The organism is Amycolatopsis sp. CA-126428 (assembly GCF_002904335.1).
Lineage (GTDB): Bacteria > Actinomycetota > Actinomycetes > Mycobacteriales > Pseudonocardiaceae > Amycolatopsis.
The window spans coordinates 44,672-62,051 of the sequence record NZ_PPHF01000095.1; the positions used below are offsets into that span (position 1 = coordinate 44,672).

At 73.1% G+C, this 17,380-nt stretch carries 20 protein-coding genes and 1 pseudogene; 2 read left to right on the top strand and 19 right to left on the bottom strand.

Annotated elements, in window-relative coordinates; translation table 11 throughout:
- Positions 1–5: 5 nt before the first annotated feature.
- From C2L58_RS25070 to C2L58_RS25145, 16 genes are all read right to left on the bottom strand, one after another.
- The gene (locus C2L58_RS25070; RefSeq protein WP_158264171.1) at positions 6–1,379 is read right to left on the bottom strand and encodes a serine hydrolase domain-containing protein; all 1,374 of its coding nucleotides are present in this window, start codon (positions 1,377–1,379) and stop codon (positions 6–8) included.
- A 69-nt stretch (positions 1,380–1,448) separates the two neighbouring features.
- The gene (locus C2L58_RS25075; protein ID WP_103340052.1) at positions 1,449–2,087 is read right to left on the bottom strand and encodes a LysE family translocator; all 639 of its coding nucleotides are present in this window, start codon (positions 2,085–2,087) and stop codon (positions 1,449–1,451) included.
- A gap of 64 nt (positions 2,088–2,151) precedes the next feature.
- A complete protein-coding gene (ectA, locus tag C2L58_RS25080; RefSeq protein WP_103340053.1) occupies positions 2,152–2,658 on the bottom strand; it encodes a diaminobutyrate acetyltransferase in 507 nt (168 codons plus the stop codon).
- A 27-nt stretch (positions 2,659–2,685) separates the two neighbouring features.
- Positions 2,686–3,486: an enoyl-CoA hydratase-related protein gene (locus C2L58_RS25085; RefSeq protein ID WP_158264172.1), complete on the bottom strand. Its 801-nt coding sequence runs from the start codon at positions 3,484–3,486 to the stop codon at positions 2,686–2,688.
- Positions 3,483–3,725 (bottom strand): acyl carrier protein, encoded by a 243-nt coding sequence (locus tag C2L58_RS49370; protein ID WP_103340054.1) that lies wholly within the window; start codon positions 3,723–3,725, stop codon positions 3,483–3,485. The genes C2L58_RS25085 and C2L58_RS49370 overlap by 4 nt, the downstream gene beginning before the upstream one ends.
- Positions 3,726–3,739: 14 nt before the next feature.
- Positions 3,740–4,717 (bottom strand): hypothetical protein, encoded by a 978-nt coding sequence (locus C2L58_RS49375; RefSeq protein WP_103340055.1) that lies wholly within the window; start codon positions 4,715–4,717, stop codon positions 3,740–3,742.
- Positions 4,714–5,328: a 4'-phosphopantetheinyl transferase family protein gene (locus tag C2L58_RS25100; RefSeq protein WP_199191425.1), complete on the bottom strand. Its 615-nt coding sequence runs from the start codon at positions 5,326–5,328 to the stop codon at positions 4,714–4,716. The genes C2L58_RS49375 and C2L58_RS25100 overlap by 4 nt, the downstream gene beginning before the upstream one ends.
- Positions 5,325–5,807, bottom strand: coding sequence for a flavin reductase family protein (locus C2L58_RS25105; RefSeq protein ID WP_103340056.1), 483 nt, complete (start codon positions 5,805–5,807; stop codon positions 5,325–5,327). Before C2L58_RS25105 ends, C2L58_RS25100 begins: the two co-directional genes overlap by 4 nt.
- Positions 5,804–6,994, bottom strand: coding sequence for an acyl-CoA dehydrogenase family protein (locus C2L58_RS25110; protein ID WP_103340057.1), 1,191 nt, complete (start codon positions 6,992–6,994; stop codon positions 5,804–5,806). The genes C2L58_RS25105 and C2L58_RS25110 overlap by 4 nt, the downstream gene beginning before the upstream one ends.
- Positions 6,991–7,248 (bottom strand): phosphopantetheine-binding protein, encoded by a 258-nt coding sequence (locus tag C2L58_RS25115; RefSeq protein WP_103340058.1) that lies wholly within the window; start codon positions 7,246–7,248, stop codon positions 6,991–6,993. The genes C2L58_RS25110 and C2L58_RS25115 overlap by 4 nt, the downstream gene beginning before the upstream one ends.
- A 16-nt stretch (positions 7,249–7,264) precedes the next feature.
- Positions 7,265–8,482 (bottom strand): type III PLP-dependent enzyme, encoded by a 1,218-nt coding sequence (locus tag C2L58_RS25120; RefSeq protein ID WP_233225915.1) that lies wholly within the window; start codon positions 8,480–8,482, stop codon positions 7,265–7,267.
- Positions 8,479–9,942, bottom strand: a complete 1,464-nt coding sequence (locus C2L58_RS25125; protein ID WP_103340059.1) for a class I adenylate-forming enzyme family protein — start codon at positions 9,940–9,942, stop codon at positions 8,479–8,481. Before C2L58_RS25125 ends, C2L58_RS25120 begins: the two co-directional genes overlap by 4 nt.
- Positions 9,939–10,187, bottom strand: a complete 249-nt coding sequence (locus C2L58_RS25130) for an acyl carrier protein (RefSeq protein WP_103340060.1) — start codon at positions 10,185–10,187, stop codon at positions 9,939–9,941. The genes C2L58_RS25125 and C2L58_RS25130 overlap by 4 nt, the downstream gene beginning before the upstream one ends.
- Positions 10,184–11,641, bottom strand: coding sequence for an amino acid adenylation domain-containing protein (locus C2L58_RS25135; protein ID WP_103340061.1), 1,458 nt, complete (start codon positions 11,639–11,641; stop codon positions 10,184–10,186). The genes C2L58_RS25130 and C2L58_RS25135 overlap by 4 nt, the downstream gene beginning before the upstream one ends.
- Positions 11,641–12,573: a hypothetical protein gene (locus C2L58_RS25140; protein WP_146073674.1), complete on the bottom strand. Its 933-nt coding sequence runs from the start codon at positions 12,571–12,573 to the stop codon at positions 11,641–11,643. The genes C2L58_RS25135 and C2L58_RS25140 overlap by 1 nt, the downstream gene beginning before the upstream one ends.
- Positions 12,574–12,880: 307 nt before the next feature.
- Complete coding sequence (locus tag C2L58_RS25145; RefSeq protein WP_441296316.1) at positions 12,881–13,798, bottom strand: TIGR01777 family oxidoreductase; 918 nt, start codon at positions 13,796–13,798, stop codon at positions 12,881–12,883.
- Positions 13,799–13,870: 72 nt separating this feature from the next.
- Here C2L58_RS25145 and C2L58_RS25150 point away from each other — a divergent pair, with 72 nt between their 5' ends.
- Positions 13,871–14,635: a DUF1206 domain-containing protein gene (locus tag C2L58_RS25150; protein WP_103340063.1), complete on the top strand. Its 765-nt coding sequence runs from the start codon at positions 13,871–13,873 to the stop codon at positions 14,633–14,635.
- Between the two features lie 9 nt (positions 14,636–14,644).
- Here C2L58_RS25150 and C2L58_RS25155 read toward each other — a convergent pair whose 3' ends face one another.
- The 3 genes and pseudogenes from C2L58_RS25155 to C2L58_RS25170 all read right to left on the bottom strand — a co-directional run bounded on the left by C2L58_RS25155 (position 14,645) and on the right by C2L58_RS25170 (position 15,930).
- Positions 14,645–14,941, bottom strand: a complete 297-nt coding sequence (locus C2L58_RS25155) for a DUF2695 domain-containing protein (protein WP_103340064.1) — start codon at positions 14,939–14,941, stop codon at positions 14,645–14,647.
- A gap of 9 nt (positions 14,942–14,950) precedes the next feature.
- A pseudogene (locus tag C2L58_RS25160) lies at positions 14,951–15,263 on the bottom strand (response regulator transcription factor); the annotation flags it as partial.
- 316 nt (positions 15,264–15,579) lie between these two features.
- Positions 15,580–15,930 (bottom strand): UBP-type zinc finger domain-containing protein, encoded by a 351-nt coding sequence (locus tag C2L58_RS25170; protein ID WP_103340065.1) that lies wholly within the window; start codon positions 15,928–15,930, stop codon positions 15,580–15,582.
- A 238-nt stretch (positions 15,931–16,168) separates the two neighbouring features.
- On the opposite strand from C2L58_RS25170, the gene C2L58_RS25175 reads away from it, so the two are divergent.
- Positions 16,169–17,368 (top strand): glycoside hydrolase family 5 protein, encoded by a 1,200-nt coding sequence (locus C2L58_RS25175; RefSeq protein WP_103340066.1) that lies wholly within the window; start codon positions 16,169–16,171, stop codon positions 17,366–17,368.
- Positions 17,369–17,380: the final 12 nt, after the last annotated feature.

Consider the following 17,380-nt stretch of genomic DNA (forward strand, 5'->3'; position numbering starts at 1 on the left):
GCCGCTCACCCGGCACCCGTCGTGCGGGAGCGCAAGCGCTTCCGCCATTCCTGCCGCACGTACGGCAGGCCGTTGAGGTGCACGACCGGCACGGAGCCGTCGCGCCACGCCGTCGCCCCGAGGACGATCCGGTCGGTGCCGGCGTGCGGTCCCCACGGGGGCGCGCCCGGTCCGTGGCGGTCGGCACTGCGCCACACCGCGCGCTGGTGCGGGATCAGCACGGCGCGATCGCGATCGGCCGTCAGTTCCAGTTCCGCGCGGCCGGCCACCGTCAACGGGGGCGCCCCGGTCCGGACGTACTCGCCGTGCACGGCTTCCGGCTCGACGGCGAGACCGAGACCGAACCCGGAGACACCGCCGGCCGCGTCGGTGCGGCCGAGCCCGTCGAACAGCTCGCGGATGGTCCGGTAGCGCTGTTCGCGCAGTTCCTCGCCGCGGTTGTCCAGCCACACCACCCCGCGGCCCGCGGCCGGGTCGATGACGAGTTTCGCCCACATCCCGCCGGAGGACCCCTCGTGCCCGATCTGGCGGATGCCCTGCACGGCGGGCGAGAGGGTGCAGCCGAGGCCGTAGCGCAGGTCGACGTCCAGCCGCGGGTCCGCGTGCGGCAGGTGCATCTGGCCGAGCTCGGTCCGGGCCCGCAGGTGGTGCGCGCCCAGCCGGGCCAGGTCGAGCGCGGTCGAATAGCAGAGCGACGACGGCTCGTGCTTGGCCCCGGCCTTGGCGCCGTGGTCGACGCGCAGCCCGGTTTCGCCGGGCAGGTGGTGCTGGGCCAGCGGGTAGGTCATCGCCACCGCCGGGTCGTGGGTGCTGTGCCCCATGCCGAGCGGCTCGAACACCCGCTGCCGGACGACGTCGGCGAAGGGCAGGCCGGTCACCTCCTGCGCGACGAGGCCGGCCAAGCTGACGCCCAGGTTGCTGAAACCGTAGAACTCGCCCGCCCGCGCCAGCACCGGCGTCCGGGCGTAGTCGTGGCGCACCGCGACGGCGAGGCCGCCCGGGTCGCGGCTCAGCCCGTCGTGCAGCACGGCGTCCGGGAGCAGCCCGGCCCGATGGCTCAGCAGGTGGCGGAGCGTGGTGCCGTCGCTGCCGGTTCCGGTGCGGCGGCGCAGGCCGCCCAGGTAGCCGTCGACGGGCGCGTCGAGGTCGAGGACGCCGTCGGCGGCGAGGGACACGATCATCGTGGCGGTCACGAACTTCGTGATCGAATAGATCCGGAACACCGTCTCCGGTGTCATCGCGTGCTGGGTCTCGACGCTGGTCACGCCGTCGGCGACGGCGACATCGGGCCCGGCGGCGGTGAAGGTGCACACGACGACGCCGGGAACGTCGTGCTGGCGGCGGAAGCGCCGCAGCGCGCGGCGGACGACCTCGGTCACGGATTTACCCCTCGATGCACGGCGAACAACCAGGAACCGCGCCCGCTTCTTGAGCGCTGGAGGCGGAAATCAGCTGGTGGCGACGAGCGTGACCCCGAGGCCGACGAGCGCGGTGCCCGTCACCCGGTCGAGGGCCTTGCGCGGGCCGCTGCGGCGCATCAGGCCGGACAGCCGGGCGGTGAGCAGCACGAACAGCGCCCACCACAGGAGGCCGAGGGCGATGTCGAGACTGCCCAGCACGAGCACCTGCGCGGCGGCCGGGCCCTGGGGGTCGAGGAACTGCGGCAGGACGCTCACGAAGAACAGCGCCGCCTTCGGGTTGAGGACGTTGGACAAGAAGGCTTGCCGGAACACCCGCACCGGGGTCAGCCCGGCCGCCGGCTCTTCCGGCGGAGGTTCGGCTTCGTCGTCACCACGTCGGCGCCGCCACGACTGCCACAGCGCCTGGGCGCCGAGGAACACCAGGTAGGCGGCCCCGACGAGCTTGAGGATGGTGAACAGGACCGGGCTGTGCAGCAGCGCCGTGGACACCCCCAGCGCGGCGGCGGCCATGTGCACGCACAGGCCGCACTGCACCCCGGCCGCGGCGAGGAACCCGTAGCGCCGGGCCCTGGCGGAGGCGCGCAGGACCACCACCCAGTCCGGGCCGGGCACGATGTAGGCCACCATGACCACCCCGGCGAACGCCAGCAACACCCCGGTGCTCATGAGCCACCCTCCCCCGGTACCGGCTTCGACACTGTCCGTAATCGATTACCCACGTTCACGGATCTCAATCCCACGGTTCGGCGAGTGGGAACCGGTAGAGGATCTCGGGATCGTGCGCGCCGCCGAGGTCGGCGCTCTCGAACAGCGTCGACACCTCGGGGGTGCCGCCGTGGTGGCGGGCCAGCTTGCGGATCAGCATGATGACGGCCCGGTTGCCGGGGTTGACGGTCGTTTCGAACCAGCGGGCGCCGGCGCGGCGGGCCCGGCCGGCCACCTCGGCCATCATCGCGAACGCCAGGCCGGGCCGGGTCAGCGCGGGATCCACCGCCGACTGCCAGGCGAAGTAGGTGTCCGGATCCCGTGGCGGCCGGTAGCCGGTCACGAACCCGGCCAGCCGGTCTTCGTGCAGGGCGACCACGGACGTCTCGGCGAAGTCGCGGCACCAGACGAGGTAGGCGTAGAGGGAGTTGACGTCGAGCGGCGGGGACCGCACGACGAGGTCGTGGATCGCGGCCGCGTCGGCGATCGTGGGCGGGCGCAGCCGGATGCGGGTGTCGTGGGCGGTGGACATGGAAGTCACCTCTTCGAGTGGGGGTGTTCAACGACCGCCGAGACGGGCCGTCATCCGCCTCGCCAAGCCGTTCAGGGCGTGTTCGGTGTTCCAGCGGGCCGCCCGGTCCAGGCCGGTCGCCAGGTTGTCCTCATGGGGTGCGTCGAGTTCGCGCTTGAGTTGCGCGAGCACGGCGCCGGGCTGGGCGCGCACGCGACCCGAGAACGCCGTCAGCTCCGCCGTTCCGCCGTTGACCAGGCCGATCCGCTCGGCCCGGGCGGCGCCGACGCGGCCGCCGCCGAGGACCAGCTCGCGGACGATGCCCTCGCCGAGCAGGCGGGGCAGGCGCTGGAGACCACCGAGGTCGGCGACCAGCCCCAGTTCGGCTTCGGGCAGCGAGAACCAGGTGCGGGCCGAGGCGTAGCGGACGTCGCACGCGCAGACCAGCTCCAGGGCCGCGCCGGTGCACTCGCCGTCGATGTCCGCGATCACCACGCGGCGGCTGCGGGCCAGGCCGGTGATCGTGTCCTGCAGGCGCCGCGCGTCGGCGGCGAGCACGTCCCCGCCGCGCCGGGCGGCCCGGCGCAGCCGGGTGACGTACCAGCGCAGGTCGAGGCCGCGGGAGAAGACGCCGCCGGCACCGCCCAGGACGATGCTGCCCGGCCGGTCGGTGGCCTCGGCGAGCTCCAGCAGCTCGGCCAGTTCGGTCCAGAACGTGCCGCCGAGCACGTTGCCCGCGCCGGTCCCCCGGATGGTCACCCGCAGGTCGCCGCCCGGCGGCCAGGCGACGTCGAGGGTGCGCCATTCGTGGGCCGCGGGATCGGCCGGTGCCTCGAGCGCGACGCTCACCGGACGCCGGCCCGGTCGACGATGGCGGCCAGGTCGCCGACGCGTTCGAGCGTGTCGAGGTCTTCGTCCTCGACCACGCAGCCGAACCGCTCTTCCAGTTCCGAGAGCAGATCGACCACCTGGGCCGAGTTCAGCCCGAGGTCGTCCTCGAGCCGGGACTCGGCGGTGATCCCCGCCGCCGGGGTTTCGTCGAGGTGCCGGGCGAGCAGGTCGGCCACCTCGGCCACGGATCCGGTCATGTCGTCCTCCTGGGTCAGTCGCTCGCACCGGCGGCCACGAGAACGGCACCGGTGAGGGCTTGGGCGGCTTCGTGTTCGCGCTCGGCGAGCTCGGCGAACGCCGAGCGGACGAGCGTGGGCCGGGACCGGCCGCGCCGCGCCGACGTCGCGGCGAAGCGCAGTGTCCGCGGCAGCTTTTCCCAGCACTTCACGGCTTCTTCGAGCGCGGCGTGGCTCCGCCCGCTCGTGGTCCGGCCCAGGTACCGGCCGAGGCACCGGTGGCTGCAGAGGTGGTGCTGGGCCGCGGCCCAGCAGTCGTCGACGACGTCGGGGTCCCGGACCAGCGCGTCGCTGTCGGCCAGGTGGGTCCCGAGGGCGCCGAGCGCCTCGACGGTCCCGGTCACCCAGTGCGGGGGCAGCGGGTTGGGGTGCACCGGCCGGGACTGCCGGCGCAGCAGCAGGTGACGGCAGCCGGCCGGGGCCGGGTTTTCGAAGCCGAACGCGAGGGTGTTGCGCAGGTGGTGCTTCACCGGTTCCGGTCCGTCGCGGCGCGTCAAGCGGTCCAGCTCGGGCTCGCCGATCCAGCCGGTGAACGGTTCCTGGTGCTGCCCCGAGGTCATCAGGCCGGTGAAGCGGTCTTCGACGTGCCAGCGGCCGTCTTCGAAGCCGTCGACGAGCAGGAAGTGCGGGGCCGCGGTGCCTTCCCGCTGCGCGGCCCAGGGCAGCTGGGTGCTGTAGCCGACGACCAGGGCGCACCCGTACCGCCGCAACTCCCGGTCGAGATCGGCGCGGAAGCCGCCGAAGTCGTGGTGGCCCCGGTAGGTGAGCCGGGTGCCGTCGCCCATCCGGTCCAGCGGGCGGTCGTGGTGCGAGACCGCGACGAGCCCGTCGGGCCGGCGCAGGTCGACGGCCAGCCGCACGGACACGGCGATCGCGTCCGCCGCGCCGGGGGTGCCGTGGTGTTCCAGGTAGACCGCCAGGTTGGCGGTGTAGCAGCTCAAACCGTCGGTCATCGCCCCTCCGTTCGGTCGGCGTAGGCGCAGCAGAGCGCGAAGGTGCTTCCGCGGCCCCGCAGCTGCGTCCACGTGAGATCCCGCCAGCGGCCGGCCGGGGCCGCCGCGGTGACCGGAATGCGCCAGGGCCGGCCCGCGATGCCCTGCCCGGTCGCCTTGACGCAGGCTTCCTGCGCCGCCCACACGCGGGCGAAGTCCCGCCCGCCCGCCGCCGGCTCGGCCGCCATCCGCCCGGCTTCGCCCGGGCAGCACCGCCGCAGCATCGCCGGCCCGGGCAGTCCCGCGTCCTGGACGTCCACGCCGACGTCCCGGCCGCGCGCCAGCGCCACCGCGACGACGTCGTCGGAGTGCGCCAGGCTGACCCGCATCCCCGGCCGGCCGGGGATGACCGGCTTTCCGCGCTCGGTACGGTGCAGCGGGCTGGCTGTACCGTCCACTTCGGACATCAGCTGCGCGTATAGGGCTCGTACGGCGAGGTATTCGCGGGCTCGGCGTGGTGGCATGGCTCTTGCTTCACGCTCGGCCCAGTCCGGCACCGGCAGCTCGGCCAGCGCTTCGTCGGCCGGTGCGGCGCTCAGGTGTATCCCGGGAGCCACCTCGACGGCGGTCACGACACGGCCTTCAGCTCGCGCCGGTGCACCAGCAGCGGGTCCCGGTCCTCGCGGATCTCCGTCCAGGTCGGCGCGCCGACGAGCAGGACGTGGTCGGCGTACGGCAGTTCGTCCGCCAGCTCGCAGGTCAGGGCCGCGACGCCGCCGGTCGGCAGGGGGAGCCCGTCGATCTCGCGCAGTTCGGTGGCCGAGAAGCGCTCGGTCACCGGGAGCCGGGCGAAGTCGGCGCACAGGCCGGCCTGCGCCGAGCTGAGCACGGTGATCGCGAAGCGGCCCGCCCGCCTGATCGCCGCCAGGGTCGTGCTGCGGGTCAGCAACGAGACCACCACCAGCGGTGGACTGTCCGAAAGGGACATCATCGCACTCACCGTGCAACCGGCCGGCGCGCTACCGTCCGAAGTGGACACGATGGTGGCGCCCGTCGGCCACTGGGCCATCAGGGACCGGAACGCGAGCCGGTCGCCCGCCGGGGCGGTCACGGACGGCCCGCCCAGGCCAGCGTCACGTCGCGGTCGAGCAGGGCGATCGCCCCGTTGGCGTCGTAGAGCCGGTCGTTCGCGTAGTTGAGGCTCGCCGAACGCAGGTCGCGGTGGACGCGTTCCAGCGGCAGCGCGGAGTCCCGCATGTACCCGTGCCGCAGGCCGGTCAGCTCGACCAGCTCGTCGACCACGGCGGCGCAGCGCTCCGCCGCGTGCACCTTCAGGCCGTTGAGCCGCAGCTGCACGGCGGGTGCCTCGGCGTCGGGCGCGTCGGCCGCGTCGCGGATCACCTGCGCCAGCAGGGCGGCCACGGTGTCCAGGTCGAGCCGGGCGCGGGCCAGCCGCCGGCGCAGCAGCTCGGACGACGGGTCGAACGAACCGCGGGTGCGCGGGTCGCGGATCATGCCCAGCACCGAGCTCAGCGCGCCGCGCGCGGCACCGAGCCAGCAGGCGGCCCAGCCGATGTGCCCGGCGGGCACGAACGTCCGCATGGCCACCGCCCGGAACCCGGCGGGCGCCCCGACGAGCTGGTCGGCCGGGACGTCCCCGGTGATCCGCAGCGGGACGCTGTGCGTGCCCCGCATCCCCATCGGGTTCCAGCTGCCGCGCCCGGGCTCGGCGGTGACCTGCCCGCGGTCGGCGTAGACGAGCGAGACGTCGTCGTAGCCGGCTTCGGGCGAGGCCCGCATGGTGATCAGGAACCCGTCGGCGACCGCACCGCCGGTGACGATCGGGGCGTCGCGGTCGATGCCGAGGGAGCCGCCGTCCGGGCGCAGCGGTGCTTCGGCGGTGAGCAGGTGCCCGCCCTTGCCGCGTTCGCTGGTGACCGAGGCGACGTAGACCTCGCCGCGGGCGATCCGCGGCAGCAGGTCCGCGCGCAGCCGCGGCCCGGCGTGCTCGGCGATCGCGGCGACCTGCTGGCCGTGCATCGCCCAGATCATCGCCGTCGACAGGCACGCGCCGCCGAGTTCCGCGGCGGTGCGGGCCAGGTCGGCCAGGTCGCCGCCGAGGCCGCCGTGCTCCACCGGCACCAGCAGGCCCATCAGCCCGCTCTCGCGCAGCGCGTCGAGGGAGGCGGCCGGGAACGTGGCGCTTTCGTCGACCGCCCGCGCGTGCTCGGCGAGCACACCCACCACGCGGGCCGTGCGCTCGGCGAGCGTGGGCGCCGCGGGCGCCAGCGCCGTCACCGGGCACCCGCCGTGGTGTCCTGCGCCTGCTGCACCCGGTCCAGCAGGGCGTCGCGGGTGGCGAACGTGTCGTCGGTCATCGCCTCGTCGGGCAGCTCTACGCCGAACTCGTCCTCGAGGTCGAAGAGCAGGTCGATGGCGCGCATCGAGTTCAGGCCGAGCTCCTTGAGCCGGGCGTCGGCGGTCAGCTCCTGCTGCGGGCCGAGGTTCTTCAGGTGCTTGCGCAGGATCGTGTCGAAGCGTTCGGTGTCCATGGTCGGTTCCCTTTCGTCAGAGCGGATTGCGGGTCACGTGCAGCCGGGAGGCCGATTCCAGGCGGCCGTCGTCGACGACCGCCTCGGCGGGCGCCGGGTGGCCGAGGAACGCGAGCAGGCCGGCGGTCGGGCCGTAGGCGCCGGCGTTGGGCACGCTCACGAGGTCGCCGATCGCGGTGCTCGGCAGCCGGGCGCCGCGGGCGAGGACGTCGAGCGGGGTGCACAGCGGGCCGGCCACCGTCACCGGCTCGTCCTCGACCTCGCCGCCGGCCAGGACGTCGGCCGAGATCGAGGGGATGCGGCGCAGGCCGGACATGCCGCCGAGGTGGTGCACGCCGGTGTCGAGCAGGACGTACCGGGTGCCCTTGGACTCCTTCACGTCCACCACCCGGCTGAGCAGCACCCCGCAGTCGCCGACGAGGTAGCGGCCCGATTCGAAGGACACGCGGGGCGCCCCCTCCCGCCACGCGGGCAGGCGGTCGTCGAGCAGGGTCTCCAGCGCCGCCGCGAGCCCGGTGAACCGCGGCCGCTCCCCCACCCGGGCGTAGGGCAGGCCGAACCCGCCGCCGAGGTCGATTTCGTCGAGGCCGGGGAAGAGCACGGCGAGCTTTTCGGCGATGCCGATCCCGACCTCGAACTGGGCCAGCAGGTCCTTCTCGTCGGTCAGGTTGGTGCCCATGTACAGGTGCAGCCCGGTGACGCGGGCGTGCCGGAACCCGGTGAACCGGGGTGTTTCGGCCAGCACCCACGACAGGTCCGCGCCGAACTGCGACGACGTCCCGGTCATGCTGAGCCCCGCGCCGGGCACCGGCTCGTCGGCGTTGACGCGCAACGCGCACCGGGCTTCGGCACCCGCCTTGCGGGCGAGGTCGTCGACGCGGGCGAGGTCGTCGGGCGAATCGACCGAGAAGCGCGTGACGCCGTGGGACAGGGCGTGCGCGACCGTCTCCGGGGTCTTGGCCGGGCCGGTGAGCAGCACGGCCTCCGGCGGCACCCCGGCGCCGAGCGCGGCGTCGATCTCGCCGGTCGAGCTGACTTCGGCTTCGCAGCCCAGCTCGTGCAGCAGGGCGATGATCCGCGGGTGCGGGTTGGCCTTGACCGAGTAGTACACAGTGGACGGACGGGGCAGGGCCGCGGTCAGGTCGGCGTGGGCCCGGCGGACGGCGTCGAGGTCGTAGACGAACGCGGGGGTGCCGTGGCGGGCCGCGATCTCCTCGTGCAGGGGCGTGATCACAGGGCGGCCTCCAGAGCGCGCTTGTCGATTTTGCCGTTCACGCCGTGCGGGAGCGTGTCGACGACCTCGATCCGGTCGGGGATCTTGTGCGGTTCGAGGCGTTCGGCGAGCCCTTCGCGCAGCTGCCCGGGGTCGAGCGCGCCGGTGACCGCGAGCACGGCCGGTCGGTCGCCGGCGGGCGGGAGCACCGCGGCTTCGGTGACGCCGTCGACGTCGGCCGCCGCGCCCTCCACTTCGACCGCGCTGACCCGGAACCCGTCCTGCTTGTACTGGTCGTCGTCGCGGCCTTCGAAGTACAGGTAGCCCTCTTCGTCGACGCGGCCACGGTCACCGGTCAGCAGGGTGGCGCGGCCGTAGGCGTCGCGCGGGAAGCGGCGGGCGGTCTGCTCGGGTGCGCGCCAGTAGCCGCCCATCACGTTCGGCCCGCGGACGGCGAACTGGCCCACCTGCCCGGCCGGCAGCTCGGCGCCGTCGTCGTCGAGGACCAGGACCTCGGTGCCGGGCAGCGGCCGGCCGACCGAGCCGGGCCGGGTCAGGTACGCGTTCGGGTCCTCGATGGACACCCGCTTGCACTCGGTCAGCCCGTACATGGCCACGACGTCGAGGCCCGGGGAGAACTCCCGCAGCTTGGCCGACAACGAGGCCGGCAGCGCCGCGCCGGTGTTGGTCACCAGGCGCAGCGACGCCGGGAACCGCCCGGCCCGCGCGGCCAGCCGGGCCAGGGTGGCGCCGAGGCCGGGCACGAGCGGCAGCACGGTGACCCCCTCGCGCTCCACAGTGGACAGCAGGGCCGGTCCGGCCGCGGCGTCGTCGCCGAGCACCAGGCAGGCACCCGCCTCGGCGGCGAGGAAGACCTGGTAGAGCCCGTAGTCGAAGGACAGCGGCAGGCAGCAGAACACCCGGTCGGCCGCGCGGTAGCCCAGCCGCTGCGCGATCGCCGACACCGCGAACAGCACCTGCTCGTGCGTCGAGACCACGGCCTTCGGCATGGCGGTGCTGCCGGAGGTGTAGATGAGGCTGAGGATGTCGACGCCGGTGGCGCGCGACGCGGGCACCTCGGCGTCCCCGGTCGCGGGGAGCTCGCTGAGCTTGTGCACCTTCGCCGTGCTGCGGGAAACGGTTTCGGCCGCGGCGTCGGCGGCCAGCACCAGCGCGGGCTCGCTGTCGGCGAGGATGTGGTCGAGGTGGAACGGCCGGATCCGGTCGCTGACGACGACGTAGGCCGCACCCAGCCGCGAAACGGCGTAGAGCAGCGCCACCGTGTCGGGGGCGTGCGGCGCGGCGACCAGCACGCGATCACCGCGGCCGACACCCCGGCCGCCGAGCCAGGCCGCGAGCGTGTGCGACCGGCGGGCCAGCTCGGCGTAGGTCCAGCGCAGGTCGTCGCGGGCCAGTGCGGGGGCATCCGGCGTGGCGGCGGCGCGCCGGTCGAGCAGGTCGTGCAGGAACCGCGGGGTCACGGGCGTGCTCCTTCCGGAAGGGCGGCGGCGAGCAGCGACCGCAGGGCGGGGAGGCTTTCGAAGGCCTCCGGCACGATCTGCTCGGCCGGCACCTCGACGCCGAGGTCGTCTTCGAGCCGTTCGAGGACCGAGACGATCGCGATCGAGTCGAAGCCGGGCAGGTCGAACAGGGACTCGGCGGACAGGACGTCGGTGGCGGGGACGCCGAGCACGTCGGCGACCGTCCGGGCCAGGGTGTCGGTCATCGGCTGTCTCCTCCGAGCGTTTCGGCCAGCACCCGTTTCGCCGTCTTGCCGGTGCTCGTGGTGGGCAGCGAGGACAGGACGTGCACCTGGGACGGCACCATGTAGTGCGGCAGCCGGGCGCGGCAGTGGCGGAGCAGGTCCGCGGGCAGCGTGTCGTGGTCGGTGCCGGCGCGCGGGACGACCGCGGCGTGCAGGCGGTGGGTGGTGGCCGGGTCGGGCAGCGCCACGACGGCGACGCCGTCCACGCCGGGGTGCGCGGCCAGGTGGGCTTCGACGTCGCCCAGCTCGACGCGGTAGCCGCGGGTCTTCACCAGGCCGTCCGCGCGGCCCAGCAGGTGCAGCGTGCCATCGGCGTCGCGGCGGGCGATGTCGCCGGTGCGGTAGCAGCGCAACTGTCCGGAGTGGACGATCGCGGCGCCGGTCAGGTCCGGCCGGCCCAGGTAACCCGGAGTGACGCAGCCGCCCGCGACGACCAGTTCGCCCTCGCCCTCGCCGTCGAATTCGATGTGCCCCTCGGAGTCACGCAGCCCGATGACGGCGCCGGTGACCGGCCGGCCGATCGGCAGGCGGCCGGCCGGGTCCGGCGGGCCCGGCAGCCGGTGCGCGGTGACGACGTTGGTCTCGATGGGCCCGTACAGGTTGGCCGCGGCCGCGCCGGGGACCAGGGCCATCAGCTCGGCGAGCGCGGCCGTCCGGAACTCCTCGCCGGCGAACAGGATCTGCCGCAGCTCCGGCAGGTCGCCCGTGGTCAGGCCGCCGCGGCGGGCGAGCGCGGCCAGCGCGGTCGGGACGGCGTAGACGCTGGTGATGCGCCGCTCGCGCAGCAGCCGTCCCAGCGCCGCCGGGAAGAGCGCGGCCCGCTCGGGCACCAGGTGCATGGCGGCGCCGCCGCGCAGGCCGGCGTAGAGGTCGTAGACGGGCAGGTCGAAGTGCAGCGGTGCGTGCACCGCGACCCGGTCTTGCGCGGTGAGCGGAAATTCGGCGGCGGCCCAGTCGGTGAACGCCGCCGCGTTGCGGTGGGTGATGACGACGCCTTTCGGCGTGCCGGTCGAGCCGGAGGTGTAGAGCACGTACGCCTCGTCGTCCGGGCCCACCGGCGCCGGCCCGCCTTCCGGCTGCTGCCGCAGCGCGTCGACGTCCAGGGATTCGGCGTCGAGCAGCGTTTCGCAGCCGGCGTCGGCGAGGACGAAGTCACGGCGGTCCGCCGGGTGGGCGGGGTCGATGGGGACGTAGGCGCGGCCGGCCCGCAGGCAGGCCAGGAAGGCGACCACTGTGCCGATCCGCTTGCGGCTCACCACCGCCACCCGGCCGGGCCGGTCGCCCAGCTGCCCGGCCAGCCCGGCGGCGGCGCGGGCGAGGTCGCCGTAGGTGATCGACGGGCCGTCGTCTTCGACGACCGCCACGGCGCCGGGCGTGCGCCGGGCCTGTGCGGAAAAGTGCTGGTGGATGAGCATCAAGCGGTTCCTTCCGGATGGTCGAGGGAGGCGCCGGCCAGCTCGGCTTCGGCGGCCAGCGCGGCTTCGAGGGCCGCGGGGACGGCCGGCGGCACCGAGCGGCCGGCTTCGACGCGGCGGATCGCGATGTAGGTGAGCTCCTGCAGCTTCTGCCAGCGCGGGAGGACGGTTTCGTCGAAGGCGCGGGAGAACCCGGGCGCGGGGGTGCCGGGCAGTTCCCGCAGCCAGAGGCCGTGCAGCTGCCGGTCGCGGGTGATCAGCCAGCTCTGCAGCGCGAGCCGGTGCAACGCGGCCTTGTCCGGCTCGCGGTACTGCCCGGCGAAGGCGGCCGCCGTGCCGTCGGCGTGGGAGGCGAGGACGGCTTCGCAGTTCGCCCGGACTTCGCGTTCGGGGTCCAGCGGTTCCGCCGGCCCGCACGGTTCGAGCACCGCCCAGGCACCCCGGCCCAGGGCGGGCCCCAGGTCGCCGAGGACCACCTTGGTCGTCGTCGGCCGCGCGTGCCCCCACCGGGTCCGGTTTTCATACGGATCCACCACGTGCAGCACGGGTTCGCGGCCTCCTTCGACGCCTTCGACGACGAATCCGTGTTCCATGTGCTCATTTCCGCAATACGGCAGCCACGGCAGGAAAAACGCGTCCGCGGTGACGGCGACCGCGTTGCCGCGGCCGATCTCCGCCGTCCACGAATCGAGGCATTCCGCCGTCGATTCGATGTCCGTCCATTTCGGCCGGAGCCCGGTGAAGCGGGCGACCGACCGGTCTCGCGCCCGCGGCGGCAGGTCGGGTTCGAGCACCCCGTCGATTCCGCCGACGACGCGGAACGCCCATTGGTAGGCGAACGGCGTGCGCACGTCGGCCACCCCGGCGTGCGCCAGCAGGAGCGCCACGACGTCCGAAACGCAGTCCATGTAAGCGGAATCGACCCGACCCATGAGACGAGCGCAGGAAACGAAAGCGTGACGATCAGGCACAGGTTCCCCCAGGGGAGGTAGCGATGGACAATTCCACTCATTCGCTCAAAGGCGAAGCGGCGTGTAATAACTTTCTACCGCACCGGCAATTAGCGGGCAACGCGGCGGATTCGCCGGTCGGACGACCGGAACGAGGTGGATAACCGCCGGAGCGGAGAACCAAACCCGGGCATGCGCAGCAACCGCCGTGGCAAACGGACCAACTGCGTACCGCTGTCCGACGCAGCCGCGCGCCGGAGTTCACCCGCTCGGCGCACGGGCCGGAATCTCACGAAGCGGTACGGCAGGCCGGCCGGACCGTCATGCTCGGTCTCCGGCGGCGGAGTCGATCAGGTCCGCGGCGGTGCCGAGCAGGTGACCGAGGGCGTCGGCGAGGCTCGGGTGGCGGAATTCGTGGCCGGCCGCGGTCAGCCGCCGAGCTGCCACGCGCTGGTCGGCGACCGCCGGCTCGCGTGCGAGCGTATTCGGCGTTGCGCACCGGTTCCGGGCTCACCGCGTTGATCGGTCCACAGAGGACGGAGTCGGCCAGGGCGCGCAGGTGGACGTCGGCCAGGTCGTCGAGACCGATCCACGGCATCCACCGCCGCCCGGTGCCGAGCGGGCCGCCCAGCCCGGCGGCGAACAGCGGGTACTGCAGCCGCAGCAGGCCGCCGCGCGGGCTCAGCACCAGGCCGGTGCGCACCCGGACCACGCGCAGCCCCGCCGCCGACGCCGGCTCGGTGGCCGCTTCCCAGTCCGTCACGACGTCGGCGAGAAACCCTTGCCCGCGCTCGCTTTCCTCGGTGAGGAGCTCGTCGCCGCGGTCCGGCCTGTAGTAGCCGACCGCGGACGCGGAGACGAACACCTTCGGCCCACCGGCGGTGCGCGCGGCCAGGTCCACGAGCGCCCGCGTCGGCGCGATCCGGCTCTCGCGCACGGCCCGGCGGTGGCGGTCGTCGAACGGGCCGGCGAGCGGGACCCCGGCCAGGTGCACGACCGCGTCGACGCCGGTGAGCAGGTCCGCCGCCGGGTCTTCCGGCTGCCACGTCCGCTCGCCGGGGGTCTCGGCGGGCCGCCGCACCAGCCGGACGACCCGGTGGCCGCCGGTGGTCAGCAAGACGGTCAGCGCCGTCCCGGCGAGACCGCTCGCCCCGGTCACCGCGACCGTCAGCGGATCGTGCCGGTAGCGCCGGTGCGCCGACAGCATCAGCCGGGGGTTGCGGGACTCTGCGCCGATCGCGTCTGGCCAAACCGGCCAAGGTGAGCAAAACTCACCTTCATGCCCGAACTGAGAGTTTTCAGCCTTCTTGCCCGGATCGGGTTGACCTGCTATGCGGCGGTGCACCTCGTCGTCGCGTGGCTGGCTGCTCAGGTGGCGCTCGGCGACAACGAGCGGGCCGACAAGGCGGGCGCGCTGCAGATCGTCGCCTCCGAAGGCGGGGCGTGGCTGCTCTGGCTGATCGCCGCCGGGACCGGGGTGCTGGCGCTGTGGCAGCTCACCGAGGCGATCGCCGGCCACCGGAACGCCGAGCCACGGCGGCGCTGGGTGCGGCGGACCGTCAGCGGCGTCGAAGTGGTGCTGTACGGCCTCGTCGCCTACAGCGCGGGCAAGACCGCGATGGGCGCGTCCGGCAAGGCCGGGTCGGTGGTCGCGAGCGTGCTGGGCCGGCCGTGGGGTGCGGTCGCGGTGATCGCGGCGGGCGTCCTGGTCATCGTGGTCGCGGCGTGGCTCGCCTACCGCGGGGCGCGGAAGAAGTTCCTCCACGACCTCGACTTCGGCGGCGCGTCCCGCACCCTCCGGCTGTCCACCACCCGGCTCGGCCAGATCGGCTGGTGCGCGGTGGGAATCACCTACGCCACGGTGGGGGCGATGTTCGTCCTGGCGGCGGTCCGCTACGACCCCGGCAAGGCCGCCGGCTTGGATCCGGCGCTGAAGACGCTGGCCGTGCAGCCGTACGGACAGGTGCTGCTGCTGGCACTGGCGGCCGGGATCGCGGTGTTCGGCGTGTTCGCCCTGCTGGAGGCGCGGTTTCGCCGGCTGTGACGCGCGGGGTCAGACCCAGTCCGCCGGGTCCAGGTTCGCCAGGACCTCGCAGTCGCACCCGCCGCCGAGCTCGCGCAGCCGGTCTTCGAGCGGTGCCGGCCTGAGCCCCTCGCGGAGCGCCCACTCGCGGGTCAGGGTGAGCTCGCCGTCGCAGTCGTCGGCCGAGTCGTCGTCGAAGTGGTCTTCCAGGTGCTCGAGCAGGTCGGCCAGCTGTCCGGCGTTCAGGCCGAGGCGGGCCCACATCTCGTCCCGGCCGCGCTGCTTGTACGCGTTCTTCGCCGCTCGGCGCTCTTCGTCACTCAGCATGGGAACCCCTCAGCCGGGCCGGGTCAGGCTCAGATCGTAGGCGATGATCACCGCCTGGATGCGGTCGCGAGCGCCGATCTTGGCCAGGACCCGGCCCACGTGCGTCTTGACCGTCGACTCCGACAGCACCAGCCGCTCGGCGATCTCACCGTTCGTCCGGCCCTGGCCGATCGCGACCAGGATCTCCCGCTCACGGTCCGTCAACGCTGCCCAGCGCGGGGCGACGACGGCGTCACCCCCGGGCCACCCCGCGGATGCCGGTCGGCAGTTCCTCCGGGTGGGAGTCCTTGAGCAGGAACCCACTCGCTCCCGCCCGCAGCGCCGTGCGCCGCTTCGCCGCCACCTGCGTGTCGGGCGTCGCCTCCGACAGCATCCGGAAGCCGAAGCGCTGCCGGACCTGGTCGTCCGCGATGAGCATGGTGATCACGCCGGGCCCCCGGGAGCGGGCTGACGTCGAGGACCGCCCGGACGGCCCAGCCGCGGCGCGGGACCCGCCGTGAGCGTGCCGCCGTAGAGCGCCGCGCGTTCTCCCATACCGGCGAACCCGTGCCCTTCGCCGGGTGCGGGCCGGCTGCCGTCGGGCGGGCCGTCGCCGGCGTGGTCCGTGCCGGATCCGCTCTCCCGCGAGACCGGAGCGGCTACTGGTGCAGGTGCTGGGTCCAGTCCGCGGGAACCCGCTCGGCCGGGCCGGGCACGGCCTGGGTTAGCGGCCGGTGTTCGGGAGCGGCGAGCGCGGGGCCGGATTCGTACAGCACCTCTTCGCCGTAGTCCCAGAACCACTCTTCACCGGGCTCGAAACTGCGCGCCAACCGGTGCCCGCTGGCGGCGGCGTGGCCGCTGGCGTGCTGGGCGGGCGAGGAATCGCAGCACCCGATGTGCCCGCACTCCGCGCAGCGCCGGAGGTGGAACCACCAGCCCTGCGGGTCGGCGGCCTCGCAGTCCGCGCACCCCGTGCCACTGGGCGGCACCGAGGGATCCACTCCTTGCATGCGCACTCCTCTACTCGGTCCGGCACCGGACACGCTCCACCTTAAGCGCTGCCGCCAGGAGGCCGCCGACCGAGCCGGATTCCCGCCGGCCGCCGTCGCAAAAACGTCGATTCTTTCGATTATTCGATTTCTTCGATCGCCGAGATTCCGCATTAAAGATCCGCATCGGCGAAAGGATTGACGGCGAGCACCGGGCATGTTGGAATATGTCCACCAATGGGCACGAGAGGTATCCCTCATGACTTCGAGAGCAACGAAGCTCCGGTCCGGCTTCCTCGCCGCCGCACTGGCCGTCACCGCGAGCGTGTCCGGGCTCGCTCCGGCCACCGCCGCCACTTCGCTGAATGCTTCACAGATCGTCGCCGACATGGGTGCCGGGTGGAACCTGGGAAATCAGCTGGAAGCCAACAGCAACGGCGTGCCGAGTGAAACGGCGTGGGGGCTGCCGGCCGTCACCCCAGCGCTCATCGACAAGGTCAAGGCCGCCGGGTTCAAGACGGTCCGGATTCCCGTCTCCTACCTCGGCTACATCGGCGCGGGCCCGAACTACCCGGTCAACGCGGCCTGGCTGAACCGGATCCAGCAGGTCGCCGACTACGCCTACCAGCGCGGCCTGTACGTGCTGATCAACATGCACGGCGACGGCTACAAGACCGTCAACGGCTCCTGGCTGATCTGCGACTCCGGCAACCAGGCCACCATCAAAGCCAAGTACCAGAAGGTCTGGCAGCAGGTCGCGGCCCGGTTCGCCGGCTACGACCAGCACCTGGTCCTGGAGTCGATGAACGAGGAGTTCGACGGCCAGTACGGCAACCCGACGCAGCCGTGCTACTCGAACATCAACGCCTACAACCAGCTCTTCGTCGACACCGTGCGCAAGACCGGCGGGAACAACGGTTCGCGGTGGCTGCTCATCGCCGGCTGGAACACCAACATCGACTACACCACCGGGAACTACGGATTCACGCTGCCCACCGACCAGTTCCGCTCCTCGTCGGTTCCCGCCGCCGAAAAACGGATTATGATTTCCGTGCACTACTACAGCCCCTGGGACTTCGCCGGCGAGGAGAATGGCACCATCACCCAGTGGGGCCGCGGCGCGGCCAATCCGGCGAAGAAGTCGACCTGGGGACAGGAAGACTACCTCGACGCCCAGCTGAAACTGGTGCACGACGCATTCGTCGTGAAGGGCTATCCGGTCGTCGTCGGCGAATACGGGTCCATCGACAAGTCTTCGTTCGATTCGGCCAACAACCGGTACCGCGCCGACTTCGCGCGCGCCATCGTGTCGACGTCCAAGAAGTACGGCGCCGCGACCGTCTATTGGGACAACGGCAACAACGGCCAATACGGCTTCGGCCTGTTCGACCGGAAGTCCTACGCGGTCACCCACCAGGCCCTCATCGACGCCATCATGGGCGGCCTCGCCGGTCGATGACTTTCGGCACCT

Coding starts and splice junctions, on each gene's coding strand:
- C2L58_RS25135 (WP_103340061.1), bottom strand. CDS start 11,641: ATGCTCATCCACCAGCACTTTTCCGCACAGGCCCGGCGCACGCCCGGC.
- C2L58_RS25150 (WP_103340063.1), top strand. CDS start 13,871: ATGCCCGAACTGAGAGTTTTCAGCCTTCTTGCCCGGATCGGGTTGACC.
- C2L58_RS25145 (WP_441296316.1), bottom strand. CDS start 13,798: ATGCTGTCGGCGCACCGGCGCTACCGGCACGATCCGCTGACGGTCGCG.
- C2L58_RS25140 (WP_146073674.1), bottom strand. CDS start 12,573: ATGGGTCGGGTCGATTCCGCTTACATGGACTGCGTTTCGGACGTCGTG.
- C2L58_RS25115 (WP_103340058.1), bottom strand. CDS start 7,248: ATGGACACCGAACGCTTCGACACGATCCTGCGCAAGCACCTGAAGAAC.
- C2L58_RS49375 (WP_103340055.1), bottom strand. CDS start 4,717: ATGACCGACGGTTTGAGCTGCTACACCGCCAACCTGGCGGTCTACCTG.
- ectA (WP_103340053.1), bottom strand. CDS start 2,658: ATGTCCACCGCCCACGACACCCGCATCCGGCTGCGCCCGCCCACGATC.
- C2L58_RS25130 (WP_103340060.1), bottom strand. CDS start 10,187: ATGACCGACACCCTGGCCCGGACGGTCGCCGACGTGCTCGGCGTCCCC.
- C2L58_RS25075 (WP_103340052.1), bottom strand. CDS start 2,087: ATGAGCACCGGGGTGTTGCTGGCGTTCGCCGGGGTGGTCATGGTGGCC.
- C2L58_RS25155 (WP_103340064.1), bottom strand. CDS start 14,941: ATGCTGAGTGACGAAGAGCGCCGAGCGGCGAAGAACGCGTACAAGCAG.
- C2L58_RS25170 (WP_103340065.1), bottom strand. CDS start 15,930: ATGCAAGGAGTGGATCCCTCGGTGCCGCCCAGTGGCACGGGGTGCGCG.
- C2L58_RS25175 (WP_103340066.1), top strand. CDS start 16,169: ATGACTTCGAGAGCAACGAAGCTCCGGTCCGGCTTCCTCGCCGCCGCA.
- C2L58_RS49370 (WP_103340054.1), bottom strand. CDS start 3,725: ATGACCGGATCCGTGGCCGAGGTGGCCGACCTGCTCGCCCGGCACCTC.